The 24118-nt window shown below is 71.3% G+C and carries 25 protein-coding genes; 11 read left to right on the top strand and 14 right to left on the bottom strand.

Annotated features, from left to right (window positions below):
* Positions 1 to 73: 73 nt before the first annotated feature.
* On the bottom strand, positions 74 to 493 hold the full coding sequence (locus tag AB0M16_RS10015) for a hypothetical protein (RefSeq protein ID WP_365340822.1): 420 nt from the start codon (positions 491 to 493) through the stop codon (positions 74 to 76).
* Between the two features lie 99 nt (positions 494 to 592).
* Here AB0M16_RS10015 and AB0M16_RS10010 point away from each other — a divergent pair, with 99 nt between their 5' ends.
* A complete protein-coding gene (locus AB0M16_RS10010; RefSeq protein ID WP_365340820.1) occupies positions 593 to 1063 on the top strand; it encodes a DIP1984 family protein in 471 nt (156 codons plus the stop codon).
* Positions 1064 to 1506: 443 nt separating this feature from the next.
* On the opposite strand, the gene AB0M16_RS10005 is transcribed toward AB0M16_RS10010, so the two are convergent.
* Both AB0M16_RS10005 and AB0M16_RS10000 read right to left on the bottom strand, forming a co-directional pair.
* Positions 1507 to 2064 (bottom strand): SMI1/KNR4 family protein, encoded by a 558-nt coding sequence (locus AB0M16_RS10005; RefSeq protein WP_365340818.1) that lies wholly within the window; start codon positions 2062 to 2064, stop codon positions 1507 to 1509.
* A gap of 89 nt (positions 2065 to 2153) precedes the next feature.
* On the bottom strand, positions 2154 to 2594 hold the full coding sequence (locus AB0M16_RS10000; RefSeq protein WP_365340816.1) for an SRPBCC family protein: 441 nt from the start codon (positions 2592 to 2594) through the stop codon (positions 2154 to 2156).
* 265 nt (positions 2595 to 2859) lie between these two features.
* On the opposite strand from AB0M16_RS10000, the gene AB0M16_RS09995 reads away from it, so the two are divergent.
* From AB0M16_RS09995 to AB0M16_RS09970, 6 genes are all read left to right on the top strand, one after another.
* Complete coding sequence (locus tag AB0M16_RS09995; protein WP_365340814.1) at positions 2860 to 3099, top strand: hypothetical protein; 240 nt, start codon at positions 2860 to 2862, stop codon at positions 3097 to 3099.
* Entirely contained in the window at positions 3096 to 4352 is a 1257-nt protein-coding gene (locus AB0M16_RS09990) for an FAD-dependent oxidoreductase (protein WP_365340812.1), read from the top strand. The genes AB0M16_RS09995 and AB0M16_RS09990 overlap by 4 nt, the downstream gene beginning before the upstream one ends.
* A 95-nt stretch (positions 4353 to 4447) precedes the next feature.
* On the top strand, positions 4448 to 5173 hold the full coding sequence (locus AB0M16_RS09985) for a DUF1365 domain-containing protein (protein ID WP_365340810.1): 726 nt from the start codon (positions 4448 to 4450) through the stop codon (positions 5171 to 5173).
* A complete protein-coding gene (locus tag AB0M16_RS09980; RefSeq protein WP_365340808.1) occupies positions 5170 to 6468 on the top strand; it encodes a cyclopropane-fatty-acyl-phospholipid synthase family protein in 1299 nt (432 codons plus the stop codon). Before AB0M16_RS09985 ends, AB0M16_RS09980 begins: the two co-directional genes overlap by 4 nt.
* Before the next feature lie 56 nt (positions 6469 to 6524).
* The gene (locus tag AB0M16_RS09975) at positions 6525 to 7274 is read left to right on the top strand and encodes a DUF1295 domain-containing protein (RefSeq protein WP_365341294.1); all 750 of its coding nucleotides are present in this window, start codon (positions 6525 to 6527) and stop codon (positions 7272 to 7274) included.
* Positions 7274 to 7930 carry an alpha/beta fold hydrolase gene (locus tag AB0M16_RS09970; protein WP_365340806.1) on the top strand — a complete coding sequence of 219 codons (657 nt, stop codon included), beginning with the start codon at positions 7274 to 7276 and terminating at the stop codon, positions 7928 to 7930. The genes AB0M16_RS09975 and AB0M16_RS09970 overlap by 1 nt, the downstream gene beginning before the upstream one ends.
* A 347-nt stretch (positions 7931 to 8277) precedes the next feature.
* Here AB0M16_RS09970 and AB0M16_RS09965 read toward each other — a convergent pair whose 3' ends face one another.
* On the bottom strand, positions 8278 to 8769 hold the full coding sequence (locus AB0M16_RS09965; protein WP_365340804.1) for a MarR family transcriptional regulator: 492 nt from the start codon (positions 8767 to 8769) through the stop codon (positions 8278 to 8280).
* Between the two features lie 165 nt (positions 8770 to 8934).
* Here AB0M16_RS09965 and AB0M16_RS09960 point away from each other — a divergent pair, with 165 nt between their 5' ends.
* Together AB0M16_RS09960 and AB0M16_RS09955 are read left to right on the top strand one after the other, a co-directional pair.
* Entirely contained in the window at positions 8935 to 9513 is a 579-nt protein-coding gene (locus AB0M16_RS09960) for a fasciclin domain-containing protein (RefSeq protein WP_365340802.1), read from the top strand.
* 196 nt (positions 9514 to 9709) lie between these two features.
* Positions 9710 to 11821 carry an MMPL family transporter gene (locus AB0M16_RS09955; RefSeq protein WP_365340800.1) on the top strand — a complete coding sequence of 704 codons (2112 nt, stop codon included), beginning with the start codon at positions 9710 to 9712 and terminating at the stop codon, positions 11819 to 11821.
* 327 nt (positions 11822 to 12148) lie between these two features.
* Here the strand turns inward: AB0M16_RS09955 and AB0M16_RS09950 are convergent, their stop codons facing one another.
* The 4 genes from AB0M16_RS09950 to AB0M16_RS09935 form a co-directional block, all read right to left on the bottom strand.
* The gene (locus tag AB0M16_RS09950) at positions 12149 to 13192 is read right to left on the bottom strand and encodes a MerR family transcriptional regulator (protein ID WP_365340798.1); all 1044 of its coding nucleotides are present in this window, start codon (positions 13190 to 13192) and stop codon (positions 12149 to 12151) included.
* Positions 13193 to 13361: 169 nt separating this feature from the next.
* Positions 13362 to 14162: a methyltransferase domain-containing protein gene (locus AB0M16_RS09945; RefSeq protein ID WP_365340796.1), complete on the bottom strand. Its 801-nt coding sequence runs from the start codon at positions 14160 to 14162 to the stop codon at positions 13362 to 13364.
* Positions 14163 to 14496: 334 nt separating this feature from the next.
* Positions 14497 to 15207, bottom strand: coding sequence for a hypothetical protein (locus AB0M16_RS09940; protein WP_365340794.1), 711 nt, complete (start codon positions 15205 to 15207; stop codon positions 14497 to 14499).
* 57 nt (positions 15208 to 15264) lie between these two features.
* A complete protein-coding gene (locus tag AB0M16_RS09935; RefSeq protein WP_365340792.1) occupies positions 15265 to 15846 on the bottom strand; it encodes a TetR/AcrR family transcriptional regulator in 582 nt (193 codons plus the stop codon).
* A gap of 65 nt (positions 15847 to 15911) precedes the next feature.
* Between AB0M16_RS09935 and AB0M16_RS09930 the strand changes: the two genes are divergently transcribed.
* Positions 15912 to 16433: an SRPBCC family protein gene (locus AB0M16_RS09930; protein ID WP_365340790.1), complete on the top strand. Its 522-nt coding sequence runs from the start codon at positions 15912 to 15914 to the stop codon at positions 16431 to 16433.
* A 53-nt stretch (positions 16434 to 16486) separates the two neighbouring features.
* On the opposite strand, the gene AB0M16_RS09925 is transcribed toward AB0M16_RS09930, so the two are convergent.
* From AB0M16_RS09925 to AB0M16_RS09915, 3 genes are all read right to left on the bottom strand, one after another.
* Complete coding sequence (locus tag AB0M16_RS09925; RefSeq protein WP_365340788.1) at positions 16487 to 17425, bottom strand: hypothetical protein; 939 nt, start codon at positions 17423 to 17425, stop codon at positions 16487 to 16489.
* A 443-nt stretch (positions 17426 to 17868) separates the two neighbouring features.
* Complete coding sequence (locus AB0M16_RS09920; RefSeq protein ID WP_365341292.1) at positions 17869 to 19365, bottom strand: protein kinase; 1497 nt, start codon at positions 19363 to 19365, stop codon at positions 17869 to 17871.
* A 282-nt stretch (positions 19366 to 19647) separates the two neighbouring features.
* On the bottom strand, positions 19648 to 20292 hold the full coding sequence (locus AB0M16_RS09915; RefSeq protein WP_365340786.1) for a GAP family protein: 645 nt from the start codon (positions 20290 to 20292) through the stop codon (positions 19648 to 19650).
* A 911-nt stretch (positions 20293 to 21203) separates the two neighbouring features.
* Here AB0M16_RS09915 and AB0M16_RS09910 point away from each other — a divergent pair.
* A complete protein-coding gene (locus AB0M16_RS09910) occupies positions 21204 to 21692 on the top strand; it encodes a MarR family transcriptional regulator (RefSeq protein WP_365340784.1) in 489 nt (162 codons plus the stop codon).
* Positions 21693 to 21779: 87 nt separating this feature from the next.
* On the opposite strand, the gene AB0M16_RS09905 is transcribed toward AB0M16_RS09910, so the two are convergent.
* The 3 genes from AB0M16_RS09905 to AB0M16_RS09895 form a co-directional block, all read right to left on the bottom strand.
* The gene (locus AB0M16_RS09905) at positions 21780 to 22403 is read right to left on the bottom strand and encodes a hypothetical protein (RefSeq protein WP_365340782.1); all 624 of its coding nucleotides are present in this window, start codon (positions 22401 to 22403) and stop codon (positions 21780 to 21782) included.
* Positions 22404 to 22732: 329 nt separating this feature from the next.
* A complete protein-coding gene (locus AB0M16_RS09900) occupies positions 22733 to 23173 on the bottom strand; it encodes a VOC family protein (protein WP_365340780.1) in 441 nt (146 codons plus the stop codon).
* Between the two features lie 478 nt (positions 23174 to 23651).
* A complete protein-coding gene (locus AB0M16_RS09895; RefSeq protein ID WP_365340778.1) occupies positions 23652 to 23927 on the bottom strand; it encodes a hypothetical protein in 276 nt (91 codons plus the stop codon).
* Positions 23928 to 24118 lie beyond the last annotated feature (191 nt).

Raw genomic sequence — 24118 nt, 5'->3', positions numbered from 1 at the left:
GCTCGTGGGGTGCCTCATGGGGCCACCGTCCTCGTCGCTGCCGTCAACGTGTGGCCGCGACCGGCACACCTCGCTACAGCTCGTAGTCCTGGGCCAGCTCCTCCCAGTGGATGCCGCGAAGCGCGAGACCGGCGTTTTCACCCGCCGGTACCTGCGGGAGGGGCTGGAACCAGGCGACGGCGAGGGCGGAACCGTCCATGGCCGGGTCGATCGCCACGGAGTGGAAGACACCGACGCAGAACACGGAAGGCAGCACCTCGACGGGACCGAAGGCGCCGGCCGTCTCGTCCGGGTACTCGCGGGAGGGCGGAACGAAATGGACCGGCGTGGAGGGAAACGCGCGTTCGGCCTGCCTGCGAAGCCAGTCGACCTTCCGGTCGTTGACGCGCCTGCACGGGTAGCCCTCCAGCATCCCCCCGTAGGTCGAAGACATCCGCAGCTCGGTGAGCCGGATCGAACGACCGGACGAAAGGACTACGTGACCCAGTGACATGCCGCCACCCTAGCGCTGGGGGTGGAGCCGCAGCCGGATCGGATGGGCCGGTCCTCCTTCGTATACTCGGGGTGGATCATGGACGGGGAGGTGGCGACAGTGAAGCTTGCCGAAGCTCTGGCGGAACGTGCGGAGGCGACGCGCCGTGTGGAACAGCTACGAGCGCGGGTCGTCAGCAGTGCGCGATGCCAGGAGGGGGAGACGCCCGCCGAGGACGCAGCCCAGCTGTTGGCCGAGGCCGGTGAGGTGCTGAACACTCTGGAATCGTTGATCCGTCGGATCAATCGGACCAATGCCACCGTGGAGATGGGGCCGTACGGCACGCTCACGGATGCGCTCGCGCGCCGGGACGTCCTGCGTTTGCGTCACTCCGTGGTCACCGCGGCGGCCGACGCGGCGGCGGGTCAGGGCGAGCGGGGATACGGCCGTCAGCTCCGGTCCGAGTTGATGATGCTTGCCGCGCTTCCGGTCGCGGAACTGCGCGGTGAGGCGGATGCTCTCGCTCGGGAGATCCGTGAGGTCGATGTGCGGATCCAGCGGACGAACTGGGAGGTCGACCTGCTGGACTGAGTCCGGCCGACCGGGACGATGTGGAGCAGGTAGCAGCTTCGGAGGCGTGCACACACCGAGGGTTGGCGGTTTCCAACCCACTCCTGGTGCGTGAAGAGCAACGCTGGGGTTCGATTCCCCATCAACAGTGCAGCTCAGTACCGCGTACAGGTGAAGGTGCACATTGCACAGCACATCACCACGTGCAGATCCGGGGCCGCGAGGGCGGGTTCGGGGCTTTCCACATCACAACGCCATGGACGACGACCCGGCGGAGACGCGTCACGGACGTGACCGCGCTCGCCGTGCCCGCGGAGCGCGCACCGCCGACGTGTCGCGGCGCGGGTGCGACCACGGTCGCACCGCCGGGGGCGACGATGAGGCCGCACCGGTCGGCGTCGGGTCGGCCGAGCCGTTCCGCGTGGCGGGCGGCTGCGCCGACGGGACGCAGTGTTGCTGTGGGGCTATGCGGCGGAGGCCAGTCGGTGAGCGGCCTGGTCCCATGGCTGCGGCTCGATCAGGTCGTCCCTGTCGAAGGCGTCCTCCTCGAACCAGCCGGTCCCCGCGAGCCAAGTCTCCAGCCACGCTGCGAGGCTGGAGGAGTCGAGGAACCAACACTGCTCCCACGACCCGCCACTGTACGGATTCGGCTCGAAGAGCAGGACCTGACCGTCTTCACTGAGGCAATCAACGCCTGCGTACATGGCGCAGCCCCAGGTCAGGATCGGTACGACGCCGTGCGGCCACTCCGGGTGCTCGGCGCCACGGGACGCCTCGCGTCGCGTCAGGTATTCGCCGACGACGCCGGAACCCGGACCGAGTAGCGGCAGCAGTCGGTAGTCAGGGCCGAAGCCGCCGTCAGCGACCTCGCGGTACAGGCGTGCCAGTAGCGGATGCAGCGCGAATCCCAGTCGCCCCTCGGCTTCTGCGATCACGGCATCGTCGACAGGCCCGGGAAGGTCCTCGCTGTCCGATGCGGCCCGGCCGGCGACGCGTTGCACGAGGTCATCGATGTCGATCATGACCGTGAGTCTGTCAGAGCCCACTGACATGCCGACGGCCGGCGGCCGCTCGTGACCGGTCCGACGTCCTGACCAGGCCGGGCTTTCGGTCAGCGACGGTGTTCCGCGACAGCGATCGGGAGGCGTCGGGCGACCTTGTCCCCGAGCGCCTCGAACTCGGCCCTCAGGAACGGAGTGGCCAGTTTCGCCAAGCCCTTGAAGCGGAGTGACGCCCGGTACCTCAGGAGGGTCTCCTCGCCCGAGCGCGCCTCGAAGCGCATGTCGTCGGTCGCCGTCACCGACTTGTTCGTACCGACGAACGCCAGGTGGGCCGGCTCCATGACGTCGAGCCGGTACGTCAATCGGGTCGTGCGTCCGCGGAAGCGTGAGGTGTTCCGCCACACGGAACCCGGCCGCACCGGCCCTTCGTCGCTCCGGACACAGCGCAGTGTTCCCGGGTCCCATTCCTCCGTGCGACGGAAGTCCTCGAGGTAGGAGACCGCCTCGTCAAGGGGGGCGGGGAGGACGATGTCACGTTCTACGACGATCACCGCATGACCTCCTGGGTCGGCTCGAACGGGTCCGCTCGAAGCGGGACGGGTTTTCTCAAGCTGATCACCCTTCTTTCCTCCGCAGAGCGCCCGACGGATGCAGGCAAGGGGCGGGCAGTGACAGCGCCCGCAAGAAGCGATGCACAAACGCTGCGGCTTGAGGGGGAAAGGGATGCCGCCCGACCCTGAGACAGCCGGGACGTACCCGCCCCGGTGGCAGCGGGAGTCTCCTCACCCGGACGCACGCCGGACAACAGGAGTCGTCATGATCACAGCGGCCACGGCACACCACCTCCGTTCCCCGGTCTCCGCGCCGACGGACGAGGAGGACGGCGCTGGACGCGCAAGCGGCGACGAGCACTGCCTGACCAGGGCCCACCGGCAGGCGGTGCACACCGACGGCGCCGAGCACGTGCCGGGCCGCAGCGCGGTGTCGGGCGAACCCGCCCGCCCGCCGCGCGAAGGGCACCCCGTACAGCCCATGACACAAGGGGGGAACGAATGAGCCGGCGGAGCATCGCGGTCGTCGGGGCCGGAGTGGCGGGCCTGACCGCCGCCCACATCCTTTCGCGCACCGACGACGTGGTCCTGTACGAGGCCGACTCCCGGCTCGGAGGCCACGCCCACACCCACGAGCTTCCGACCGAGGCGGGCGGCACCGTCCGCGTGGACACCGGCTTCATCGTCCACAACGAGCGCACCTACCCGAACCTTCTCCGTCTCTTCCGCGAGCTCGGCGTCGTCACCCAGAACTCCGAGATGAGCATGTCCGTGCGGTGCGACGGCTGCGGTCTCGAGTACGCCGGCGCGCGCGGCCCCCGCGGCCTGTTCGGCGGCGGCAACGCCCTGCGGAGCCGTCACGTGCGGATGCTCGCGGACGTACCACGCTTCCACCGGGCAGCCCGTCGGCTGCTCACGTGCGGAGACGACACCGAGACCCTCGGTTCGTTCCTGAACAGGAAGGGCTTCTCTCCCTACTTCGTCAGCCACTTCGCCCTGCCGCTCGTGTCCGCCGTCTGGTCCTGCGCCCCGGACACCTCCCTGCTGTACCCGGCCGCGTACCTCTTCCGGTTCCTCGACCACCATGGGCTGCTCTCCACCACGGGATCGCCCCAGTGGAAGACCGTGGCAGGAGGCTCCTCGTCCTACGTGGAGAAGGCGGCCAAGAGCATCGCCACCATCCGGACGGCCACGCCCGTGCGGGCGATCGAGCGTGGCCCCGACCATGCGCGCGTGACCACCGAGGACGGGGAGTCCGGCCTGCACGCCGCCGTCGTGGTGGCCGTTCATCCGGACCAGGCCCTCCGGATGCTCGTCGACGCGACCCCCGACGAGCGCCGCGTCCTGGGAGCGTTCACCTACTCCCGTAACCCCACCGTCCTGCACCGCGACACCCGCGTCCTACCGCGTTCACCGCACGCGCGAGCATCATGGAACTACTGGATGCCGTCCTGCACGGCACGTCCCGGTTCCGTGCGGGTGAGCTACGACATGAACCGGCTGCAGCGCCTCCCCCTGACCGAGCCGCACATCGTGACCCTCAACCCCGACGAGCGTGTCGACCCCAGCACCGTGATCGCACGGATGGTGTACGAGCACCCTGTGTACACGGCCCGCTCCGTCGCGGCCCAACGGGAGCTCCCCGCTCTCGCCACGTCCGTCACCGCCTTCGCGGGTGCCTACCACGGATGGGGCTTCCACGAGGACGGCTGCCGTTCCGGAGCAGAAGCGGCACGCGCTCTGGGGGTGACGTGGTGAGCTCCGAGATCAGGCCGGCCGACTCCGCGCCAGCCGTACCAGCACCCGTACCAGCACCCGGACCCGTACCCGTACCCGCTTCGGCTTCCGTCTCCGTGCCCGCGCTGTACACCTGCGAGGTCGCCCACACCCGCGTCCAGCCGGTGCGACATTCCCTGCGCCGACGCACGTACCTCTGGCTCGTGGACCTCGACGACCTGCCCGAACCGCCCCGCCTGCTGCGGTCCCTCGCCCGCTTCGACGCCCGCGACCACTTCGGCGGCCGGGCAGCCACCATCCGCGCCGGCCTCGACGCCTACCTGGCGTCCCAGTCGGTGCGCAACGCCGACGGCCGGGTCCTGATGCTCGCCCACGCCCGCGTCTTCGGCCACGTCTTCAACCCGCTCACGCTGTACTGGTGCCACGACCGCAGCGGCCGGCCCGTCTGCGTCGTCGCCGAGGTGCACAACACCTACGGCGGCCGGCACTGCTACCTCCTGCGGCCCGACGGGGAGGGACGTGCCGACGTCCCCAAGGACTTCTACGTCTCGCCGTTCTTCGACGTCGAAGGCTCCTACCGGATGCGGCTTCCCCTGCCGGGCGAGCGTCTCGACCTCACCGTCCAACTGCGGCACCCGGACGGCTCCCGGCCGCTCACCGCCACCGTCCGAGGCCGTCACCGCACCGCCGACACACGTGGACTGCTCACCGCGGTGCTCCGCCATCCCTGGTCGACGGCGGCCGTCAGCGTCGGCATCCGCTGGCACGGGATCCGCCTGTACCTCAAGGGACTGTCCGTCCGTCCCCGACCCGCTCCGCCCACCAGGGAAGGCATGCTGTGACTGTCTCCACCTCATCGGCCGCACACGCCCGCACGACCCCCGGCCGACCAGCCGTCGTCGACCCGCAGCGATGGCCCGACGTGGCGAGCCTTCCGCGTGCCTCCGCCGCGCGCACGGCCGTCGCCCGGCACGTCGTCGAACGCGCCCTGGCCCGCCTGCCGCTCCGGATACGGAACGACGGAGACCGCGACGCGCCGAACGAGGTCGGGGTGCCGACGCTGACGTTGCGCGACCCGGCCGCGTTCCACCGGCGGATCGGCGCCGACGGCCTGATCGGCTTCGGCGAGTCCTACATGGCCGGAGAATGGGACAGCGACGATCTCGTCGGTGTGCTCACCGTCCTGGCGACCCATGTGGACGACCTCGTTCCGCGCTCGCTGCGCCGACTCCGGGGCCTCTGGGCGCACCGCCGCCCCACCCGCGACCGCAACACGCTCGACGGGGCCCGCGACAACATCCACCGCCACTACGACCTGTCGAACGACCTGTTCGCCCTCTTCCTGGACCCGAGTCTCACGTACTCCTCGGCCGTGTTCGACACCCTCCCCGCGACACCGGACGCGCTGACCTCCGCGCAACACCGCAAGATCGACCGGCTGCTCGATCTCGCGGGCGTCGGCCCGGGAACCCGGCTGCTCGAGATCGGCACGGGCTGGGGTGAACTCGCCGTCCGTGCCGCACTCCGAGGGGCCGACGTCCTGACCGTGACGCTCTCCCCGGCCCAGCGCGAGCTCGCGATGGGCCGCATCGCCCGAGCGGGAGTGGAACGGAGCGTCGAGATCGCACTGCGTGACTACCGGCAGGTCGAGGGCCGGTACGACGCCGTCGTCAGCGTCGAGATGATCGAGGCCGTCGGTGCCGAGTTCTGGCCCGACTACTTCGGTGCCCTCCGCCGACTCCTCGCCCCCGGCGGCAGCGTGGCCGTCCAGGCCATCACGATGCCGCACGAGCGGATGCTCACCACCGCACGGACGCACACCTGGATCAGCAAGTACGTCTTCCCCGGAGGCCTCATCCCGTCACCGGACGCCATCCGCCGGGAGAGCGCTGCGGCCGGTCTGAGCATCACCCACGACACCGGTTTCGGTGACCACTACGCCGAGACGCTCCGGATCTGGCGGGAACGGTTCCTCCAGCGGGCGGCGGAAGTCGACGCCCTGGGCTTCGACCCGGTCTTCCGTCGCATGTGGGAGCTGTACCTGGCCTACTCCGAGGCGGGGTTCCGCTCGCACTTCCTCGACGTCCGCCAACTCCGGCTCGTCGAGACCGGCTCGGAAGGGCAGGCGTCCCGGTGAACGTCTCCGCGTTCGCGGTGAACCTGGCCGCTTCGGCGGGGACCGCCCTCGCGGTCATGCTGGGCACGTTCGCCGTGGCTCTGGTGAAGGGCGTTCACCGGATCGTCGACATCGCCTGGGGCCTGGCGTTCACCGCCGTCGCGTCGGTGACCTACGCGCTCTCCGCCGGCCACGGGGACGACGTCCGTCGCCTCGCCGTCACGGCGGCGACCTGTCTGTGGGGGCTGAGGCTCGCGTTCCACATCGCCCGCCGGGGACGCGGGCACGGAGAGGACCCCCGTTACGCACGGATGCTCTCCCGGGTTCCCGGCAATCCCGCGCTCGTCGCCCTGCGCAAGGTCTACCTCCTGCAGGGCGCCCTCGTCTGGCTCGTCTCTCTCCCGGTGCAGGCGGCGGCGTACCTGCCCGAAGGAGTGGACGCCCTGCTGGTCGCCGGCCTCGTCCTGTGGGCCGCGGGGGTCGCCTTCGAGGCCGTGGGCGACCACCAGCTCGCCCGCTTCAAGTCCGACCCCGCCAACCGCGGAAGGGTCATGGACCGCGGACTCTGGGCCTGGACCCGGCACCCCAACTACTTCGGCGACTTCCTCGTCTGGTGGGGCCTCTACCTGACCGCGTGCGCGACCTGGCCCACCGCCGCCCTCACCGTCGTGTCGCCCCTGGTGATGAGCGGGCTGCTCATCTGGGGGAGCGGCAAACGGATGCTGGAGGCCCACATGGCCGAGCGCCCCGGCTACGCGGCCTACCGGGCCCGCACGAGCGGCTTCCTTCCGCGGCCGCCGCGTGCGGCGAGCGGGACCGGCTCCTGATGACGGGCAGGGCCGGGTGGCTCCGGCGGCGCGCGGGCGGCCCTCTCCACGTCGTACGGTCACCCGCCGCTCCGGGCGCGGCGGTCCTCCTGCTGTACGGAGGCCGCTCCGAGGGCCTCGGGCCGCCGCCTCCGATCAACCTTCCCGCGCTGCGCATGCGGCCCTTCTCCCGGGGCGTCGCACGGGCCCTCGCGGGCCGGGACGTGCTCGTCGCGGAGGTGCGTTACCGCCATCGCGGCTGGAACGGCGGCCGTCGTGACGCCGCGCGGGACGCGGAGGCCGCCATCGCAACGGTGCGGCGGACCGTGGGGGAGGTCCCCGTCGTCCTCGTCGGCCATTCCATGGGCGGCCGTGCGGCGCTGCGTGCCGCCGGGGACCCGATGGTCCGCGGCGTGGTGGCCCTGGCCCCCTGGTGTCCGCCGGGCGAGCCCGTCGCACACCTCGCGGGCCGGGCGGTCTACCTGCTGCACGACGAGGCCGACCGGGTCACCTCCGCGAGGGAGTCCTGGGAGTTCGTCCACAGAGCGCGGTCGGCAGGTGCCGACGCCACCGGCATTCCGATGCGCGGCGGCGGGCACACGATGCTGGGCGGATCCTCCGGCTGGAAGCGCCGCACGGTACGCCTGGTCGCCGAACTGCTGGCACCCCACACGTGAGCACGTCCCCGCCCCCGCCATCCGGCCCCTGGCGTTCCGCACGGGACGACCGCTGCGCCTGGCGCCTGGTCTTGGACTCGCGGGCCGGGGGAGGACGGAGGCGCCGGTCGGCGTACGCAGGTCGTCGGCGCACACGCCGTCACCTCCAGGCAGTCGCGCGGCCGGACCAGTCGCCGTCGCGCGGCCGGACCTGCCCGTCGCGCGGCCGGACCTGCCCGTCACGTGTGCGCGCCTCACGCGTCACGTGTGCGCGCCTCACCCGTCACGTGTGCGCGTCGTACCCGTCGCGCGTGCGCGTCTTGTGGACGGCGAACCGGCGGAGGTCGCCGAGGGCAAGGGCCGAGCCGTCAGCGCCTGGGTGTCCGAAGGGCACCGAGCTCCTCGTTGAGCGCGGTGAGGAACCGCAGCGCGGTGGCCAGTTCCTCGTCGTCGAACCGGTCCCTCGCCCTGGTGGCCGCCTCCGCCAGAGGGCGGAAGTACAGCCGGGCGACGGCGCGCGCGCTCTCCACGTAGTGCACGTGCACCACGCGGCGGTCCGTGTCCGCCCGGGACCTGCGGATGTGACCGGCCTTCTCCAGGCGGTCGAGACAGGCCGTGACCGCGCCCGAGGTGAGCCCCAGCTGTTCACGCAATCTGCCGGGTGTCAGTGGTTCCGGGCTGTCGAGGATGAGACCCAGCGCCTGCACGTCGGTCGGGTGGAGGCCATGGGTGGTCGCGAAACCGTGGACGAGCCGGCTCATCTCCCCGTGCGTACGGCGCAGCGCGACGGCGAAGCTCTGGAGGTCGACCGGCACGTGCGCGGGGGTCGACGCCGATTCTCCGTCACGGGTGCTGGCCACGCGGCCAGCCTACGCTCCGCGATCACGGGCGGATCACCGGAGGCACCCACTCCGGGGCGGGGCCCGCCCGGGTCGTCTGGTTTTGATGCGTTCCCGCGACATCCGGCAGGGGGTGTGGCGCCGAAGTCCTCATGAAGATGTCTTTCGCCCAGGAGGAGAAGCGTCATGAACCCCTCGCACATCACCCGTCGCGCGGCCGCCGTTGTCGCTGCCGTCGTCCTGCCGGTCTCGCTGGGGATCCTCGCTCCCCACGCCGTGGCCGAAGGGGGGAACGAGCCGTTCGGCGCAGGCTGCGCGTCGGTCCCCAAGGAAGGCGAAGGCAGCGTCGCAGGCATGGCCGACGACCCGGTGGCGACCGCCGCGTCGAACAATCCGGAGCTGTCCACGCTCGTCTCGGCCGTCAAGGCCGCCGGCCTCGTCGACACGCTGAACAAGGCAGAGGACATCACCGTGTTCGCGCCGACGAACGACGCCTTCGCGAAGATCCCGAAGGCGGACCTGGACAAGGTCCTCGCGGACAAGGCGGCCCTCACCAAGATCCTCACCTATCACGTCGTGGAGGAGACGGTCGACAAGGGTGACCTCGCCGACGGCTCCTTCGAGACGTTGCAGGGCGGCACGCTGACCACCGACGGCTCCGGCGACACCTACACCGTCAACGACACGGCCAAGATCGTCTGCGGCGACGTGCAGACGTCCAACGCCACCGTGCACGTCATCGACACCGTCCTCATGCCGAAGTGAGCGGAACCCGCCGTATCGGTCAACCCCGACGACAGCCGTAGGCCTCCGGGTCTCCGGCTGTCGGCGGTACCTGGAGACGCCGGCTGTCGGCAGTACCTGGAGACCCGGTACCCGGAGCGGGTACCCGGTCGACAGATCTCTCAAGCATTGAGATATTTTCGTTTCCACCAATCGGCTGAGGGCCTGAAAGGGTGACATGAGAAGAACATCGCGTTGGGTGCGCTGGGTGGTCCCGTTCGCACTGCTGGTGGTCTGGATGGGCATCGGCGCCACGCTCGGGCCGTACGCGGGAAAGCTCGGTGAGGTCGCCACGAACGACCAGGCCGCCTTCCTGCCGCACAGCGCCGAGTCCACCCGCGTCCTCGAAGCCCGCAAGGCGTTCGAGCGCTCGGAGTCGGTGCCCGCGATCATCGTGTGGACCGCCGACGGCGGCCGGGCGACGGAGGCCCAGCGCGAGGCCGCGACCCGGGCGATGGCCGGCCTGGCCGATCGTGCGGGGATCGAAGGCACCCCCTCGCCGGCGCTCACCTCGAAGGACGGTCAGGCGCTCCAGGCCGTCGTCCCTCTGGCCCCCGACCTGGGCGAAGAGCTGCCGGTCGTCCTGGACGACGTCCGTACGGCCGCACGGTCCGTCCCTGACTCGCGGGTCGAGATCGCCGGACCGGCCGCCAGCCAGGCCGACCTGTCCGACGCCTTCGCCGGGATCGACGGACTCCTTCTGGGCGTCGCGCTCGGAGCCGTCCTGCTGATCCTGCTGCTGGTCTACCGCAGCGTGCTGCTGCCGCTGGTGATCATCATCAGCGCCGTCCTCGCCCTCGGCCTGGCCTGCGCGGTGGTCTACGCACTGGCCGACCGCGACATCGTGCGGGTCGACGGCCAGGTCCAGGGCATCCTGTCGATCCTGGTCATCGGAGCCGCGACCGACTACGCCCTGCTCCTCGCCGCCCGCTACCGCGAGGAACTCACCGCTCGCGGAGATCTCGTGGCAGCGGCCAGGGCGGCGGTGCGCCGATCCGCGGGAGCGATCGTTGCCAGCGCCGCGACCGTGGCCCTCGGACTGATCGCCCTGCTCGCCAGCGATCTCACGAACAACCGGGCCCTCGGCCCGGTGGGAGCCATCGGCATCGCCTGCGCGGTGGTGAGCACACTGACGTTCCTGCCGGCCGTGCTCGTGCTGCTGGGCCGCGCCGCCTACTGGCCTTCCAAGCCCAAGCCTTCTGAGACGACGGCGGAAGGCCACCCCGTGTGGCGTCGCGTCGCCGCCGTCATCGACCGCTCGCCTCGGCGGGTGTGGGTCTCCACCGCCCTCGTGCTGCTGGTCCTGGCCGCGTTCTCGCCGGCCCTGTCCTCCAAGGGCGTGCCCCTCGACGAGATCTTCGTGAACGACGCTCCGTCCGTCAGCGCGCAGAAGACCCTCGGCCGTCACTTCCCCGGCGGATCGGGGAACCCCACGGTGATCATCGCCGACGCCGCCCACGTCGAGGCGGTCACGCGCTCGGCGGAGGACACCGAGGGTGTCGCGTCCGCGGCACCGGTCACCGCGTCGGGCCGTCCGGGGGGCGGTGCGCCCCTCGTCGTCGACGGACGTGTCCGCATCGACGCGACACTCGCGGCGGCCGCCGACAGCGACGCCGCCAAGGAAACCGTTCAGCGGCTGCGCGACCGGGTCCACGCCGTTCCCGGTGCAGACGCCCAGGTCGGCGGGTACACGGCTCAGCAGTACGACACGCAGCGGACCTCCGAACGGGACCGCGCCGTCATCGTGCCTGTCGTGCTCGGCATCATTCTGGTCATTCTGGTGCTGCTGTTGCGCTCGGTGCTGGTGCCCCTGCTGCTGGTGGCCACCGTGGCACTCAACTTCTTCGCCACGCTGGGTGTCTCCGCCCTCGTGTTCGAGCGTCTCCTCGGCTTCAGCGGGACCGACGCGTCCGTTCCCTTGTACGGATTCGTCTTCCTGGTCGCTCTCGGTGTCGACTACAACATCTTCCTGATGTCACGGGTGCGCGAGGAGACCCTCACCCACGGCACCCGACAGGGCGTCCTGCGCGGGCTGACCACCACCGGGGGAGTCATCACCTCGGCCGGCGTGGTCCTCGCGGCCACGTTCGCGGCGCTCATGGTCATCCCGCTGGCCTTCCTCGTCCAGATCGCCTTCATCGTCGCCTTCGGGGTCCTGCTCGACACCCTGGTCGTCCGCTCCCTGCTCGTGCCCGCGCTGGTCATCGACATCGGCCCACGCGCCTGGTGGCCCAGCGGCCTCGCTCGACGCGCTGCCGCCGAAACGCCGCAGCCCGAACCCGCCACCTGACCGTGCCGGCCGCCGTGGCCCGGGGCATCGCCGTCGGTGCCCCGGTCGCGGCGGGGGAGAAGGGGGCCGGGCCGGTCCTCCCGCGGTGGCGGGGGTGGTGCCGCCCGGCGGACGACCGCGGTGACCGCCCGGCCCCGGACCCGGGCCGCGGGAAGCGGAAGGAGAGTGGTCAGGGTCAGACCGAGCCAGGAAACGATCGTGCTGAGTGCTGAGTGCTGAGTGCTGAGTGCTGAGTGCTGAGTGCTGAGACCTGAGAGCTGTCTGCTGAGCTGAGCCCTCAGCGAGGGCGCCGGCGCGGTCGTGCGGCGTCGCCCGGCGCAGGCGACGTCACTTGACGTACCCGCCCGGCGGTTCTCCGTGCGTGGGTTCTCCGTGCTTCCGGGAGATCACGTCGAGTGCCTCACGCAGACTGTTCGGCCGCAGGAACCCGGCGCCGAGTCTGCGTCCGGCCCAGCCCGGCCCCGCGAGCACCACGAGCGGCGTCGTACGGGCTCCTCTCACCCCGAACGTCGTGTCCGCCACATGCCTCGCAAGCCCGTGCGAGGCGGTCGAGCGCGCCTGGGACCACAGCACGACCACGCCCGGGCCGGTGCGTCTGACGGCCGCGTCCAGCGCGTCGGCGGGAACGGCGCCCCCGAACATGCGGGTCGGCAGACCCAGTTCGGCGAGGCCGGCGGCGAGGGCCTCCAGCGGCAGGGTGTGGAACTCGGCCGGCACGCAGGCCAGCACCACCGGCGTCGTCGCACCGGAGGTGACGGGCGCGCTGACGGCGGCGCGCCTCAGCGCGGTCGAGACGTGCCACGACAACAGGTGCTCCACCTCGACGTAACGGTCGTCCGAGGACGCCCACTTGCGACCTACGGCGTGAAGGGTGGGCGCCATCACCTCCTCCCACGCGGCGACGAGCCCGTACTCCTTGATGACCTGCTCCAGCAGGACCTGCATCGCCGGACCGTCGAGCCGCACCGCCGCGCGGGCCAGCCCACGGCCCTCCTGGCGCACGTCTCCGAGAGGCAGACTGCTGCCGTAGCCCGCCTTCCGTCCTCGGTGCGGTGGCGTCGGCGCAGGTGGAGGCGCGGCGACCTCCTCCGTCACACGGTGCGGCTGAGCTTCGGTGGCCACGGACTGCTCACCGCCGTGGGTGCTGCGAGCAACGCGGGCGGCCTCGGCGGGAGGAACGCCGGTGGCGGTGAGACGGCACATCTCCTCGAGCATCGCGACGTCCCCGGGCGACCAGCGCCGGTGCCGCCCGCCCTCCCGGACCGCGGGACCGATGCCGTACCGCTGCTCCCACGAACGCACCGTCGTGGGCGAGACCCCGAGGTGCCGCGCCACCGCGCCCGTGGTGACTCCGTGGCTCGTTTCCGCCATGGCACCATCTTACGACGCAGAAGCGATGCGGGGTCGAAGGGCGGGCGAGGCGAGCCGGCGACAGTGCCACGTCCGCCGCCGGTCGGACCCCATCGAAGGAGGCTGCGGCTGCCAGGAGCACCGGCGGCCGCACGGCCCGTCCGGGTACGCGGGCCAGGCGCGTACTTGATCAAGATCGCCGACGCGTAGCGGCGGTGGCGTGCGGCCTGCGCCCGACGGCCAGCAGATGGAGGCTGGAGACGACGATGGCTGGATGGCTGTCTGCGAACCGTGCGGCAGCGAGGGCGGTGTCCAGCGCCTTCCGGCCCAGGTCCCTTCTTCCGGTCCGACGTTCTTCGGCCCTCAACGCTTCGTAGGCGGGCCCGTGAACCCCGTAGACCGCGAGGTCGTCGAGGCCGGCCTGCTGTGCCTCGGTGCGGAGGTGTGCGGGGTCGTGGTAGTACGTGGTGGGGCCGTCCGGGCGTATGCGCAGCCCCGTGGCTGCGATGTCCAGCGCGCTGGGCGAGTCCAGGTCGAGGAGCTTGGCGTACCGGTTGAGGGCGGCCGCGGCGACCACGCCGCCGGGCTTGACGACACGGTGAGCCTCCTGCCAGGCGCGGGCACGCCCGTTGCCGTCCGGCAGGTGGTAGAGCGGGCCGAGCACGAGCGCGACGTCGAAGGAACCGTCCGCCTGGTCGAGATGCCGCGCGTCTCCCACGACGGCAGCCAGGCCTTGGCCGCGGGCCTGCCGCACGTGCTGCTCCACCGCGTCGACGACGAGAACGCGGTAGCCGCTGTCGGCGAGCCAGCGAGCGTGCACACCCGGCCCGCCACCGACATCCAGGACGGACGCGGGCGGAGGCGGAAGGTGTGCGCGCAGGAGTTCCTGCGTCCGCACCAGCTCGATCGTCCCGATGGTGCGCCCGGAAGTGAGACGGCCTGCCTCGTCGCCGCCGGCGTAGAACTCGGCGATGTCGGGAAGGAGTGCCACGTCGACCTCCGGCGGGAACGACAGCCTGCCGTTCGAAGAATGACACGCCCCTCCGCACAGCCGCCAGGGAGGCCCTCGGGCCAAGGCGCAGACTTCGCGCACCACTTCGGCGGCTTCAGCAAGAACGGACCGCGGTCGGCACCTGCCGGAGGAAGCACCGCCTCACCACCGCCGGCCTCGTCAGGCCGCTCGCCCGGCACGGGCGTCACCACGCGAGCACGAGTCCGGCCACAACGCCGGCTCCGCCTCCATCAAGGGCCCTGCCCTTTGCGGTACTGGCGTCGGTCAACGACTCGCATCAGCCCGACGATCAGATGCTCCGCAGGAAGACGGCCTAGCCTCGGGCCTGCTCGGCCGCGGCGATCTCGGTCGCCGTCGCCGTGGCGCGTCGGCCGGCCTGGACCTGTTGGAGTCGCTTGATCGTGGCAGCCAGCACGTCATGGGCGTCCGTGGGATCCCCGCCCGCGTCCTCGACGCGGACCCGGGCGATGACCGTGCCGGACCGGCTGTAGCCGTAGACCGTACCGCTCGATCCGCTGTGCGCGAGGAAGACCGATTCTTCTCCGACCGGAGTGCGCACCTGGACCGGAGCCGATTCGTCCCTGTCGGGCCACCGGTCGTACGCAGCCTCGGCGTGGGCGGCGTTGTCGAACTGGCAGACGTCCAGGTCGATCCCTCGCGAGACGGTCGATCCCTGGTAGTCGTAGTCGCCGCTGCCCGCTCGCCGCCAACCTGCCGGCGCGGGAGCCTTCGGGGGAGCGCAGTCGTCGGGCTCCCCCGGCATGCTCTTGTGCAGGCTGCCGGGGTAGTAGCCGGGGACCACGTCCTCGGCGTCGGGAATCGCCTGGGTGAGCTCGCCCCGGTCGAGCTGCCTGGTCAGCGGTACGTCGGTGTCGTCCTTGAAGGGCTGAGCCTCGCCCTTCCCGCTCGCGGACGGCGCCCCGGCGGGTGGCGGTGCTCCCTGCGAAGCCTTGTCATCCGAGCAGGCGGAAAGCGCGAGGCAGGCCAGGAGGGCTGTGGTTAAGGTGATGTGACTGCGTGTCATGTGATCAACATAGCCCTGCCCGCGGCCCACGGCCCGCGGCTGCCGGACAGGGCCTGGCTAGGCCAGGAGTGCGGTCGTGCACTGTTCGGTGAGGTCCTCGGCGTGCGGCGGCAGGGCCGTGCCTGCGCGCAGGTGACGGCGGACCACGGTCAACGGGAGGTCGACGAGCGCCAGGGCGACGCGGTCGCGGGCCTGCTCGTCCCGCGCGCCGAGGGCTTCCCCGAGGCGGAGCAGGGCGGCGAGCACCTGGTTGTTCCCGGTGTCGGAGCGCCGGCTGTGCTCCTCGGACCAGTGGGCGCGGTCGAAGTCGGCAGCACCGTAGAGGAGGAGGGTGGCCTCGTCCGGGTTCTCGCGGCACCAGGCGACGACGTAGCGGGAGGCCGCGCGAGCTGCTCGGTGCGGATCGGCCTCGCCTGTCAGGACGGCGAGGTAGCCCTCCTGGAACCGCTCCACGGTGCGCAGCCACACCTCGGCGAGCAGTGCCGTGCGCCCGGGGAAGCGGTGGTACATCGATCCACTGGGCGCGCCGACGGCCTGGGCCACCGCCGACATGGTGACGCCGGCGGGTCCGCCGGAGGCCGCGAGGCGGACGGCGGCGTCGAGGAGCTGGTCGGTATCGAAGCGGGGTGGTCTCGCCATGAATCAGAGAGTACTCTCCAATTAATTGGAGAGAGGTCTCCAATACTGTTGAGGGGGAGGTACCCATGGGCGTCTACAACGTGCACGAGCGCTTGTTGCCGGTGGAGGGGAGCGAGGTGGGCGCGCTCATCGACACCCTGGCCGGCGGGGCGGGCGACCGACTGTGGCCCGGGGCGGCATGGGCACCGATGAAGTTCGACCGCCCGCTCGGGGCCGGCGCGGTAGGTGGCCACGGACCGGTGCGCTACACCGTGGCCGGGTACGCGCCTGGGCGCTGGATTCGCTTCGAGTTCACGGGGCCCCGCGGCTTCCACGGCTTTCACGAACTGGCCGTGCTCCCCGCGGGCCCGGACCGCACGCGGCTGCACCACACCCTCACCATGGCCCCCAAGGGCCTGGCCCGCCTGACCTGGCCCCTGGCCTGGCGCCCGCTGCACGACGCCTGCCTCGAGGGCGGCCTCGACCGCGCCGAACTCGCCTGTACCGGCACCGTGCGACGCCCGGCCCGGTGGTCGCCGTACGTGCGCCTGCTCCGCGCACTGGCGCGCGCCGCAGCGCGCCGGAACGTGCGGAGCCAGGCCGCATAGCGGCGTTCCGTTTCCGGACCGGTGTTCCGTGCGGGTTACGGAAGGAGTGCGGGTTACGGAACGCGCGCGGGCTCCGGCACGTGCACGGTTTCGGGCAGGCCCTCCGGCTCCACATCCTGGACCCCGTGGCCCTCCGGGGCGCCGAACCACGCCACCGCCACCGCACCCGCGACCGCCAGGACGAAGCCGAGGACGGCCAGCCAGGCGAAGCCCGGGCGGGAGGCGTCACCCAGCCACCACACACCGATCATGCCCGGCAGCACGGTCTCGCCCACCACGAGCGCTGCCGTCGCCCCGTTCACCGAGCCGATCTGCAGGGCGACCGTGTGCAGGTACATGCCGCCGACGCCGGCCACCAGGATCGCGAACAGCGCCGGGTCCGTCAGGAGCGCGCCCGGGTCGAAGGGGTCGATGCCGTTCAGGATCCGCACTCCGACCCCGAGCGCGCCGAAACCGAGACCCGACAGGAGACCGGCGAGGATGGCGGCCCGGGCGCCGAGCACCCGTACGAGGACCGTCCCGCCCACCATCAGCACCAGGGAGACCGCGAGCAGCCACCAGTGCGTGTCGATCGGGGTGCGCCCGCTGCCCTCGGGGCCCGCCGCGCTCGCCAGCAGCACCAGGGCCGAGCAGACCACGCCGATCGAGGTCCACTCCGCGCGGGTCAGCCGGATACCGAGCAACCTCACGCTGAGGACGGCCGTGATGACCAGGTTGGCGCTGATCACGGTCTGGGAGAGGAACAGCGGGAGCAAGCGGGCGGCGAGCGCGCCGAGGCCGAAGCCGACGAAGTCCAGGATGGTGCCGACGATGAACTCCCAGGTCATCGCGGCTTTCGCGGTCGACGACAGGCTCGGCCCGCCGTGCTGGGTGATCTGCCCTGCCGCGGCCGCCTCGCGCCGGGCGGACTTGCGGGAGCCGACCGCCTGCAGTACGGATCCCGTGCCGTAGCAGATCGAGGCGGCGACGGCGGTCAGCAGTCCTATGAGCACCAGCAGGTTCCCTTCGCACGGCGGACTCGGTCCGCCCGGTTCGTTCTCTGCTTGGCAGACGTCGGATCGGGCGCCCGCGTTGCCTCCGACCGACGATTCCGACGTCCTGCAGCGGGTGGCGACAGGCAGAGCTGCCGCCGCCTTCGCGGCTGGTCGTCGCCGCCCCGGTGTCGTGGTGAAGGGTGGGCTCCCGCAGCCGCCGCGCTCAGAGCCTGTCCCTTGGCTCAGAGCCTGTCCCTTGGCTCAGAGCCTGTCCCTTGGCTCAGAGCCTGTCCCTTGGCTCAGAGCCCGTCCCGTATTCGACTGCCGTCAGCGATCGATCACCCCACGCGAGTCCGCAGGCCGAGGACCCGTACCAACGATCTGCTCCACGAACTGGAACGCCTCGCGGACGGGGGACGGTGTGCTCGTCCGGGTGCCCGGCATCCTCGGGGAGAGGGGCCTCAGGGTGAGGTGCTCGCGGTCGTGATCGGCCTGCGGATGTCGTCGCGTATCTTGCGTGTCTCCGCCGCGGCCACTTCGAGTGAGGCGCTCGGGCTGAACTTGATCGCGACAGTCGTGTTGGCGTCGCCCCAGCCGCACACGGTCGCACCGTCCACCGTCTCGCAGCGGAAATCGACGTCGGAGCCGGGGACGCGGATCGTTCGGGGCGGATCGGTGACGGCCTCCTGGCCTGTGCGGGTCATGGCGTCCATGAGGGAGTCTCGATCGTGTTCGGGGTCACTGAACCGGCCGGACTCGCCAGAGACGTACACGGTGCGGAACGGGACGCCCTTTTCGGTTCCGGTGCTGGTGACGCTGTAGTTGGCGGAGTAGTGCGTCGAGCCTTTCCGGCTGGTGTCCGGAGGGAGGCGGTGCTCGACGTCCCACCCGTAGGAACCCTGGACGATCGACTGGGGAATGGTGAGCTCGTGCGTGGCCCGGGGGAGGTCGTCGTCCGCACCCGGGCCCATGGACGCGTAGATGCCGTAACCCGCGGCACCGAGCACGATCAGGGCTCCGGTCGCGACGGCGGTGGGCAGTCCGGTGCGCACGTTCGCCGACCGGGGCGTCTGCTGTGGAGTGGCGGTGACGGTCTGGGCATGGGCGACGCCTTCGGCCTCGGCAGAAGGCGTGCGCGTGGCGGCCGGCCCGGCGGTCGGGGTCCGCGCGGGGGACACGGCAGCGGAGTGCAGCGTCGGCGGGTGGGCCGCCGTGTGCGGCGCCGGCTCCGCCGCGGTGCGCGGGGCCATCAGGTCCAGCAGCTGCTTCGGGGTCGGCCGTTGCGCCGGGTCCTTGGACAGGCAGGCGGCGATGACCGGACGGACGCTCTGGGGCAGGGCGGACAGATCGGCCGGCTCGTGCACCGCCCGGTACATCAAAGCCATCGGGGTGCCCTCCCCGAAGGCATGCCCACCGGCCGCCGCGACCAGCACCGCCCCCAGCGCGAACACATCTGCCGCGCAACCGACTTCGAGTCCCTGAGCCTGCTCGGGGGCCAGGAACCCGGGGGTGCCGAAAGCCGCCCCGGTGGAGGTCAGCCGGGTCGACTCCAGGGCTCGGGCGATACCGAAGTCGAGCACGCGCGGCCCGTCGTCGGCCATGATGATGTTGCCCGGCTTGAGATCACGGTGAATCAGGCCGCAGTCGTGAATGGCCACCAGCGCCTCCGCCAAGGCCGCGCCGAGCAGCCGCAGTCGGGCCTCGTCCATCGGCCCCCGGTCGGCGAGCAGCGTGGACAGCGTCGGCCCCGGGATGTAGGCGGTCGCCAGCCAGGGAGCCGGCGCGTCCGGGTCGGCGTCGACGACCTGCGCCGTGTGGAACCCGCCGACACTGCGTGCGGCATCGACCTCGGCGCGGAACCGGGCGCGGAAGTGCGGGTCGGAGGCCAGCTCGGGGCGGGCCACCTTGACAGCCACGGTCCGACCGCCCCGGGACCGTGCGAGGTACACCGTCCCCATACCCCCCGCACCCAGTTCACGCTCCACGGCGTAGTCGCCGATGCGCTCCGGCAGACCGGCGCCTTCCACGCTCCAACCCCCTGTGCTGTACGCCCCGTTGGCATTCCGCAGGTCAGTATGGCCGACCTTCCCTCCGGACGTTACCCGGGCCTTCCACTGGTACGGGGTCGTTGCCGGCCCCGTACATCCGAGATGTTCGTCCCGCCGGAAGGCCCGGTGGCACAGGGGAGGAACCGCCGCGGAGATGCGGGCCCCTGTCGGCTCCGACGCCTGCCGCTTACGTCAGGCGACCAGGTCGTAGATGCTCCGCGCCGTCATCCAGAGGCCGACCAGCAAGGAGAGCGTCACGACAAGCTGTTCCTGGTGCTGCCCCAGCCACGTCCGCAGGTCTTTCAGACGGGCGTTCGCGACCGCAGGTACGCGGAGTACGTACACCTCCATCACGATGAGACTGAGCGTGGCCAGCAGGCAGTAGGCGGTGAGGGCGAGCCAGTCGGCGAGGGTGGAGAGGTCCGCTCCGAGGGCGGTCGCGGCGCCGGCGCCGACCAGAGCCCAGGGTTGCAGCAGCCATGCCAGACCGGCCGCGGTGACGGGCGAGGCGCTCTCGACCCGGGCGGTCCAGCGGGGCGGCCCGTGCGGTGGGGGTGGTCGGCGGTGCCGGTACGCGCCGTACAGCACCAGGGCCAGGCCGGCGGCGAGCTTCGCGGCGAGCGCGGCCGTCGAGGGGGCGCTGTGCGGAGCGGGAGGCCGACCGCCGGTCAGGAGCATCACGCAGACGATCACCACGATCAGGTTGGCCAGCCACGACAACAGGAACGCCAGACCCAGCCGCACGCCGCGCCGCGACGAGAGCAGCAGGATGAAGGCGCTGTTGTGCAAAGGCCCCAGCGTGACGGCCGTACCGATCACCATCAGGTCGAGGACCATCGGATCAGTCGCTCCTGGGCGTCAGGGCCGTCCGCCACCGTGGACAAGGGGCCGGCGGGCCGGCAGAGGGAAGCGGCGCTGCCATCGGACCGCGTTCCGACTCTGCAGGTGGCTGCCCCACGAGTCAACGGACCACGCCAGTGCAGCCTCGTGCCGCGTGAGTGGGGCAGCGTCGGCGTGGCCAGGCAGGGGGTTTCCCGCCTCGCGGTCACGTGGGACGACGACGTACGCGGCGGGACGCACGTGGTGTGACGGCGGGGCGTCACACTCGCTCCCCGGAGGACGCGACGGCCCCTGGTCTCGGCGTACCGCCCTCTCGGCATCCCGCCCTCTGGGCGTACCGCCCTCAGCTCGGCGTCGAGGTGGGGCCCCGTCGCGCCTTGGCTGAGCCCCCTGTGATGCGTCCGGTGGGTTCACCGACGGATCTTCGGCACCGTTGATCATTCACGCGGGTGCTTGATGGCCGGCAGTGGCGGGGGTCTCGCGGGCCTCCGATGCCGTGTCGGCGGGGTGGTGGGCCGGGCGCCGCCCGGCTATGCGGCATCCGAGGCAGTCGGGGTGCCCCTGTCGCGCCGCCCGGTCCGTCACGCGCCAGGGCCATGCGCTCTCGGGGCGGGGTCCCGTGGGCTTTCCCCATCCCGCAAGGTGAAGCCACCAGGTTGCCAGGCTGGCGAGCACGCCGAGGCCCGCGCCCGCCAGGGCGAGCGGCAGTGAGACGGTGACGACGGAAAGCCCGAGCACGCTCAGGCTGACCATGGCGATCGCTGTTCCGGTCCAGCCGGCCGCGGTGTGCCCTAGATCCACATGGCCGTGTGCGCTCATGACGTCCTCTCGTCGGGCCGGGGATACGCTGATGCAGAGAAATATTTATCTCACGAGCTAAGCTACTTAGAGACTAAGGGAAATTTGCGTTGGCTGGCAAGGAGCGTCCCCGTTCCACCCCTGAGCAGGCACATGCCCAGATGGATCACCTCATGGCGCTGGGTATCGTCGCCCAGCACCACATGGCGCAACGGCTGGGGCTGAACGTCACGGATCTCACGTGCATGGGTTTCATCCTGGAGGCCGAGGGAGCCCGGACGGCGCTCACCGCTGGGGACCTGGCGCAGCGGGCGAACCTGACGACCGGGGCCATCACCGGTGTCATCAACCGGCTCGAACGCGCGGGATACGCCCGGCGTCAGGGCGACCCGAACGACCGCAGGCGCGTCCACGTCGTCGCCGACGAGACGGCGGCGGAGCGGCTGTTCGAGGTCTACGGGCCCAACTACCGGCGCATCGCGGAGCTCTTCGCGGACTACTCCGCGCAGGAGATCGCGGTGTTGTCCGACTGGCTCACGCGCGCGACGGCCATCATGAGCGCCTCTTTGGAAGAGGCGCGTGGAGACGAGGTCGACTGACGCGAAGGCGCGTCGCGGCGGCGGCTCTCGCGGGCCCGGCCGCGCGGCCCGTCGCCCCCGCCTCGCCGTCGTCGCGTCCTGCTCGATTCACCCGCAGGTGTGGAAGGTGCAGCGGCGGACGTCGACGACTCCCGGGAGCTCTGCGATCTCTTCTCTGAGGTCGCTCTCGGTCTGGCCATCGGTGAAGGTCTCTGGGATGCCCACGTCGAGGATGAGCTGACCGGTCGACTCGTAGACCTCCACCCGGGTGGCGCCGTAGTCCCACAGCCGATCTTTGCCCTCGTTGAACTGCCGGTCGCGGAAGCGGTCGGGAGAGTCCAGGGTGGCGCGCAAGGAGGGTGGCGGTTCGTTCTCCGGGTCGTGGCCCTGGTCGGCCGGGAGGGCGATCAAGGTGAAGGCCGCTGCGGCGAGGGCGGGCGTGACCGAGGAGAACCAGGGGCCTGGCCGGTTGTCACGGTCGACGAAGGCCGCGATGACCAGCAGCAGGGCTGCCGGCAGGAACAGGAACATGCCGATGACGGCGCCGATCAACGCCCAGGCGAGCAGGCCCAGCCCGATGGCGAGGGACGTCCGTGCGCAGGCCTTCGGGTGACCTCGTATCAGCAGTGGTAGGGCGGCCGCCAGTGCGGTGCTCAGGAAGATCCCGCCCAGCAGTGGGCCGAGCAGCAGCCCCAGGGCTGCTGCGACCCCCGCCGCCGCTACCCCCGCCACCAGCCAGGCCCGTTGTCGGGTGGATGCTCTCCGGCCCTCGTTCATCATTCTCCCCCTGGTCGTTGAACGCGTTCAGTTTAGCGCCTGGGGTGGGCGCTGTCCGCCGTCGTCTCGAGGCCGCGGCAAATCACCGGGCTTCCTCCGGCACGGCACGGCTCACGGCGGGTGTCCGTCGCCCTCCGGACTCCGCCGTGCCTCGTGGTGGGACACGGCGGTGCTGGTGTTGCCGGCGTGCTCCGGAGATGGGCGAGCCGGGGGCGTCGTCGCCCGCCCTCCTCGTCCATCCGGCGGAACGTTCTGACTGGTAGCGGGGCGGAGGCGCAGGGCCTTTAGCTGATCTGTTCGGCCAGGGCGAGGAGGATGCCTGAGGGGCCGCGGAGGTAGCAGAGGCGGTAGATGTCCTTGTACTGCGCCACCTCGCCGATGAGTTCGGCGCCGTGGCGGCGCAGGCGGGCGATGGTGTCGTCGATGTCGTCGACGGCGAACATGACCCGGTGCAGGCCCAGCGTGTTCGGCGGCGGGTTGTGCGGGCGGTCGCCGATGGCTGCGGGGGTGTGGTACTGCGCGAGCTCCAGCTTGCCGTTGCCGTCGGGGGTCCGCAGCATCGCGATGTCGCTGCGGACCCCGTCGAGCCCGACGGCCTGATCCGCGAAGAGTCCCTCGATGTGCGCCCGGCCGTCGACCTCCATGCCCAGTTCGGTGAAGAAGGCGACGGCGGCGTCCAGGTCCTCGACGATGATGCCGACGTTGTCCATCCGCTGAAGCGTCATGACGGTTCTCCCTCTGCGTGGTGCGGCCCTTTGAGGCCACCGGTATACCGAGGACGCAGCCGGTGTGCCCTTCTCGACACCCAGGAACGAGCGGGACAAGTTCCTGTCGGCGAGGTCGCCGTCCAGTTCCTCCTGGCGCTTCAGGCCCGGGGGCTTTCTCTCAACCGCCGTCAGCTGTCAAAGGTCTCTGACCAGAATGGAGTGGGGGATCCTCGTCGTCCTCGTCGCCCACGGAGGTCCAGAGCATCAGGGTCTTTCCGTGCCGCAGGGCACTGGCTCGCGCCCGGGTGACGCCGCCACCGTGACGACCCGGCTTCGCGGACCTGCTCCGGTCGAGCCGTCCGATCGACAGGGCGGGTGTCAGATCGGTGCACCGGGGCTGCCGGTGCGCCGGTAGAGGTGGTAGCCGGCCGGGTCGAGCTCGTTGTCGCGGGACCAGGCCAGGGTCGTCTTCAGGGTCGCTGCCGCGTAGGTGGCCTCATACGTGGCGCCGTACGCCGAAGTCGTCGCGTGGCAGGGGGGCACCGGCGGGGTCGCCGAGGCCGTGGTTCTCTGCGATGGAGGCATTGCAGACGGTGGCCTTCGGAGTGCCGGTGAAAGGGGTGTTGGCGTAGTACTGCGCCTTCCACACGCCGGCCGGGCAGGTGGCGGCGGCCTGCGCGGTGGCGGGGAAAGCGAGTCCGGTCAGGGCGGCGGCGATGGAGAGCACGGCCGCACCGGCGGCACGGCGCGCCACGCCGCGGGATATGCGCATCTGGCTTCCCGCTTCCCCGGGCCCATGCCGTCCGGGACGGCGGCGGCACGCGCCCGCCGTCCCGGACGGATGTGAATGAAGACCGCGGCTGACCGCGGCTATTCGGCGTAGGGCTGGTCGGTTCCCTGGGCGCTGTAGCCGAGGCTCCAGATGTAGCCGTCCGGGTCGGCGAAGGTGCCGCCGTAGCCTCC

The organism is Streptomyces sp. NPDC051921 (assembly GCF_040680975.1).
Lineage (GTDB): Bacteria > Actinomycetota > Actinomycetes > Streptomycetales > Streptomycetaceae > Streptomyces.
The sequence above is the reverse complement of the archived record's forward strand: the minus strand, read 5'-3'. Positions and strand labels throughout refer to the sequence as shown.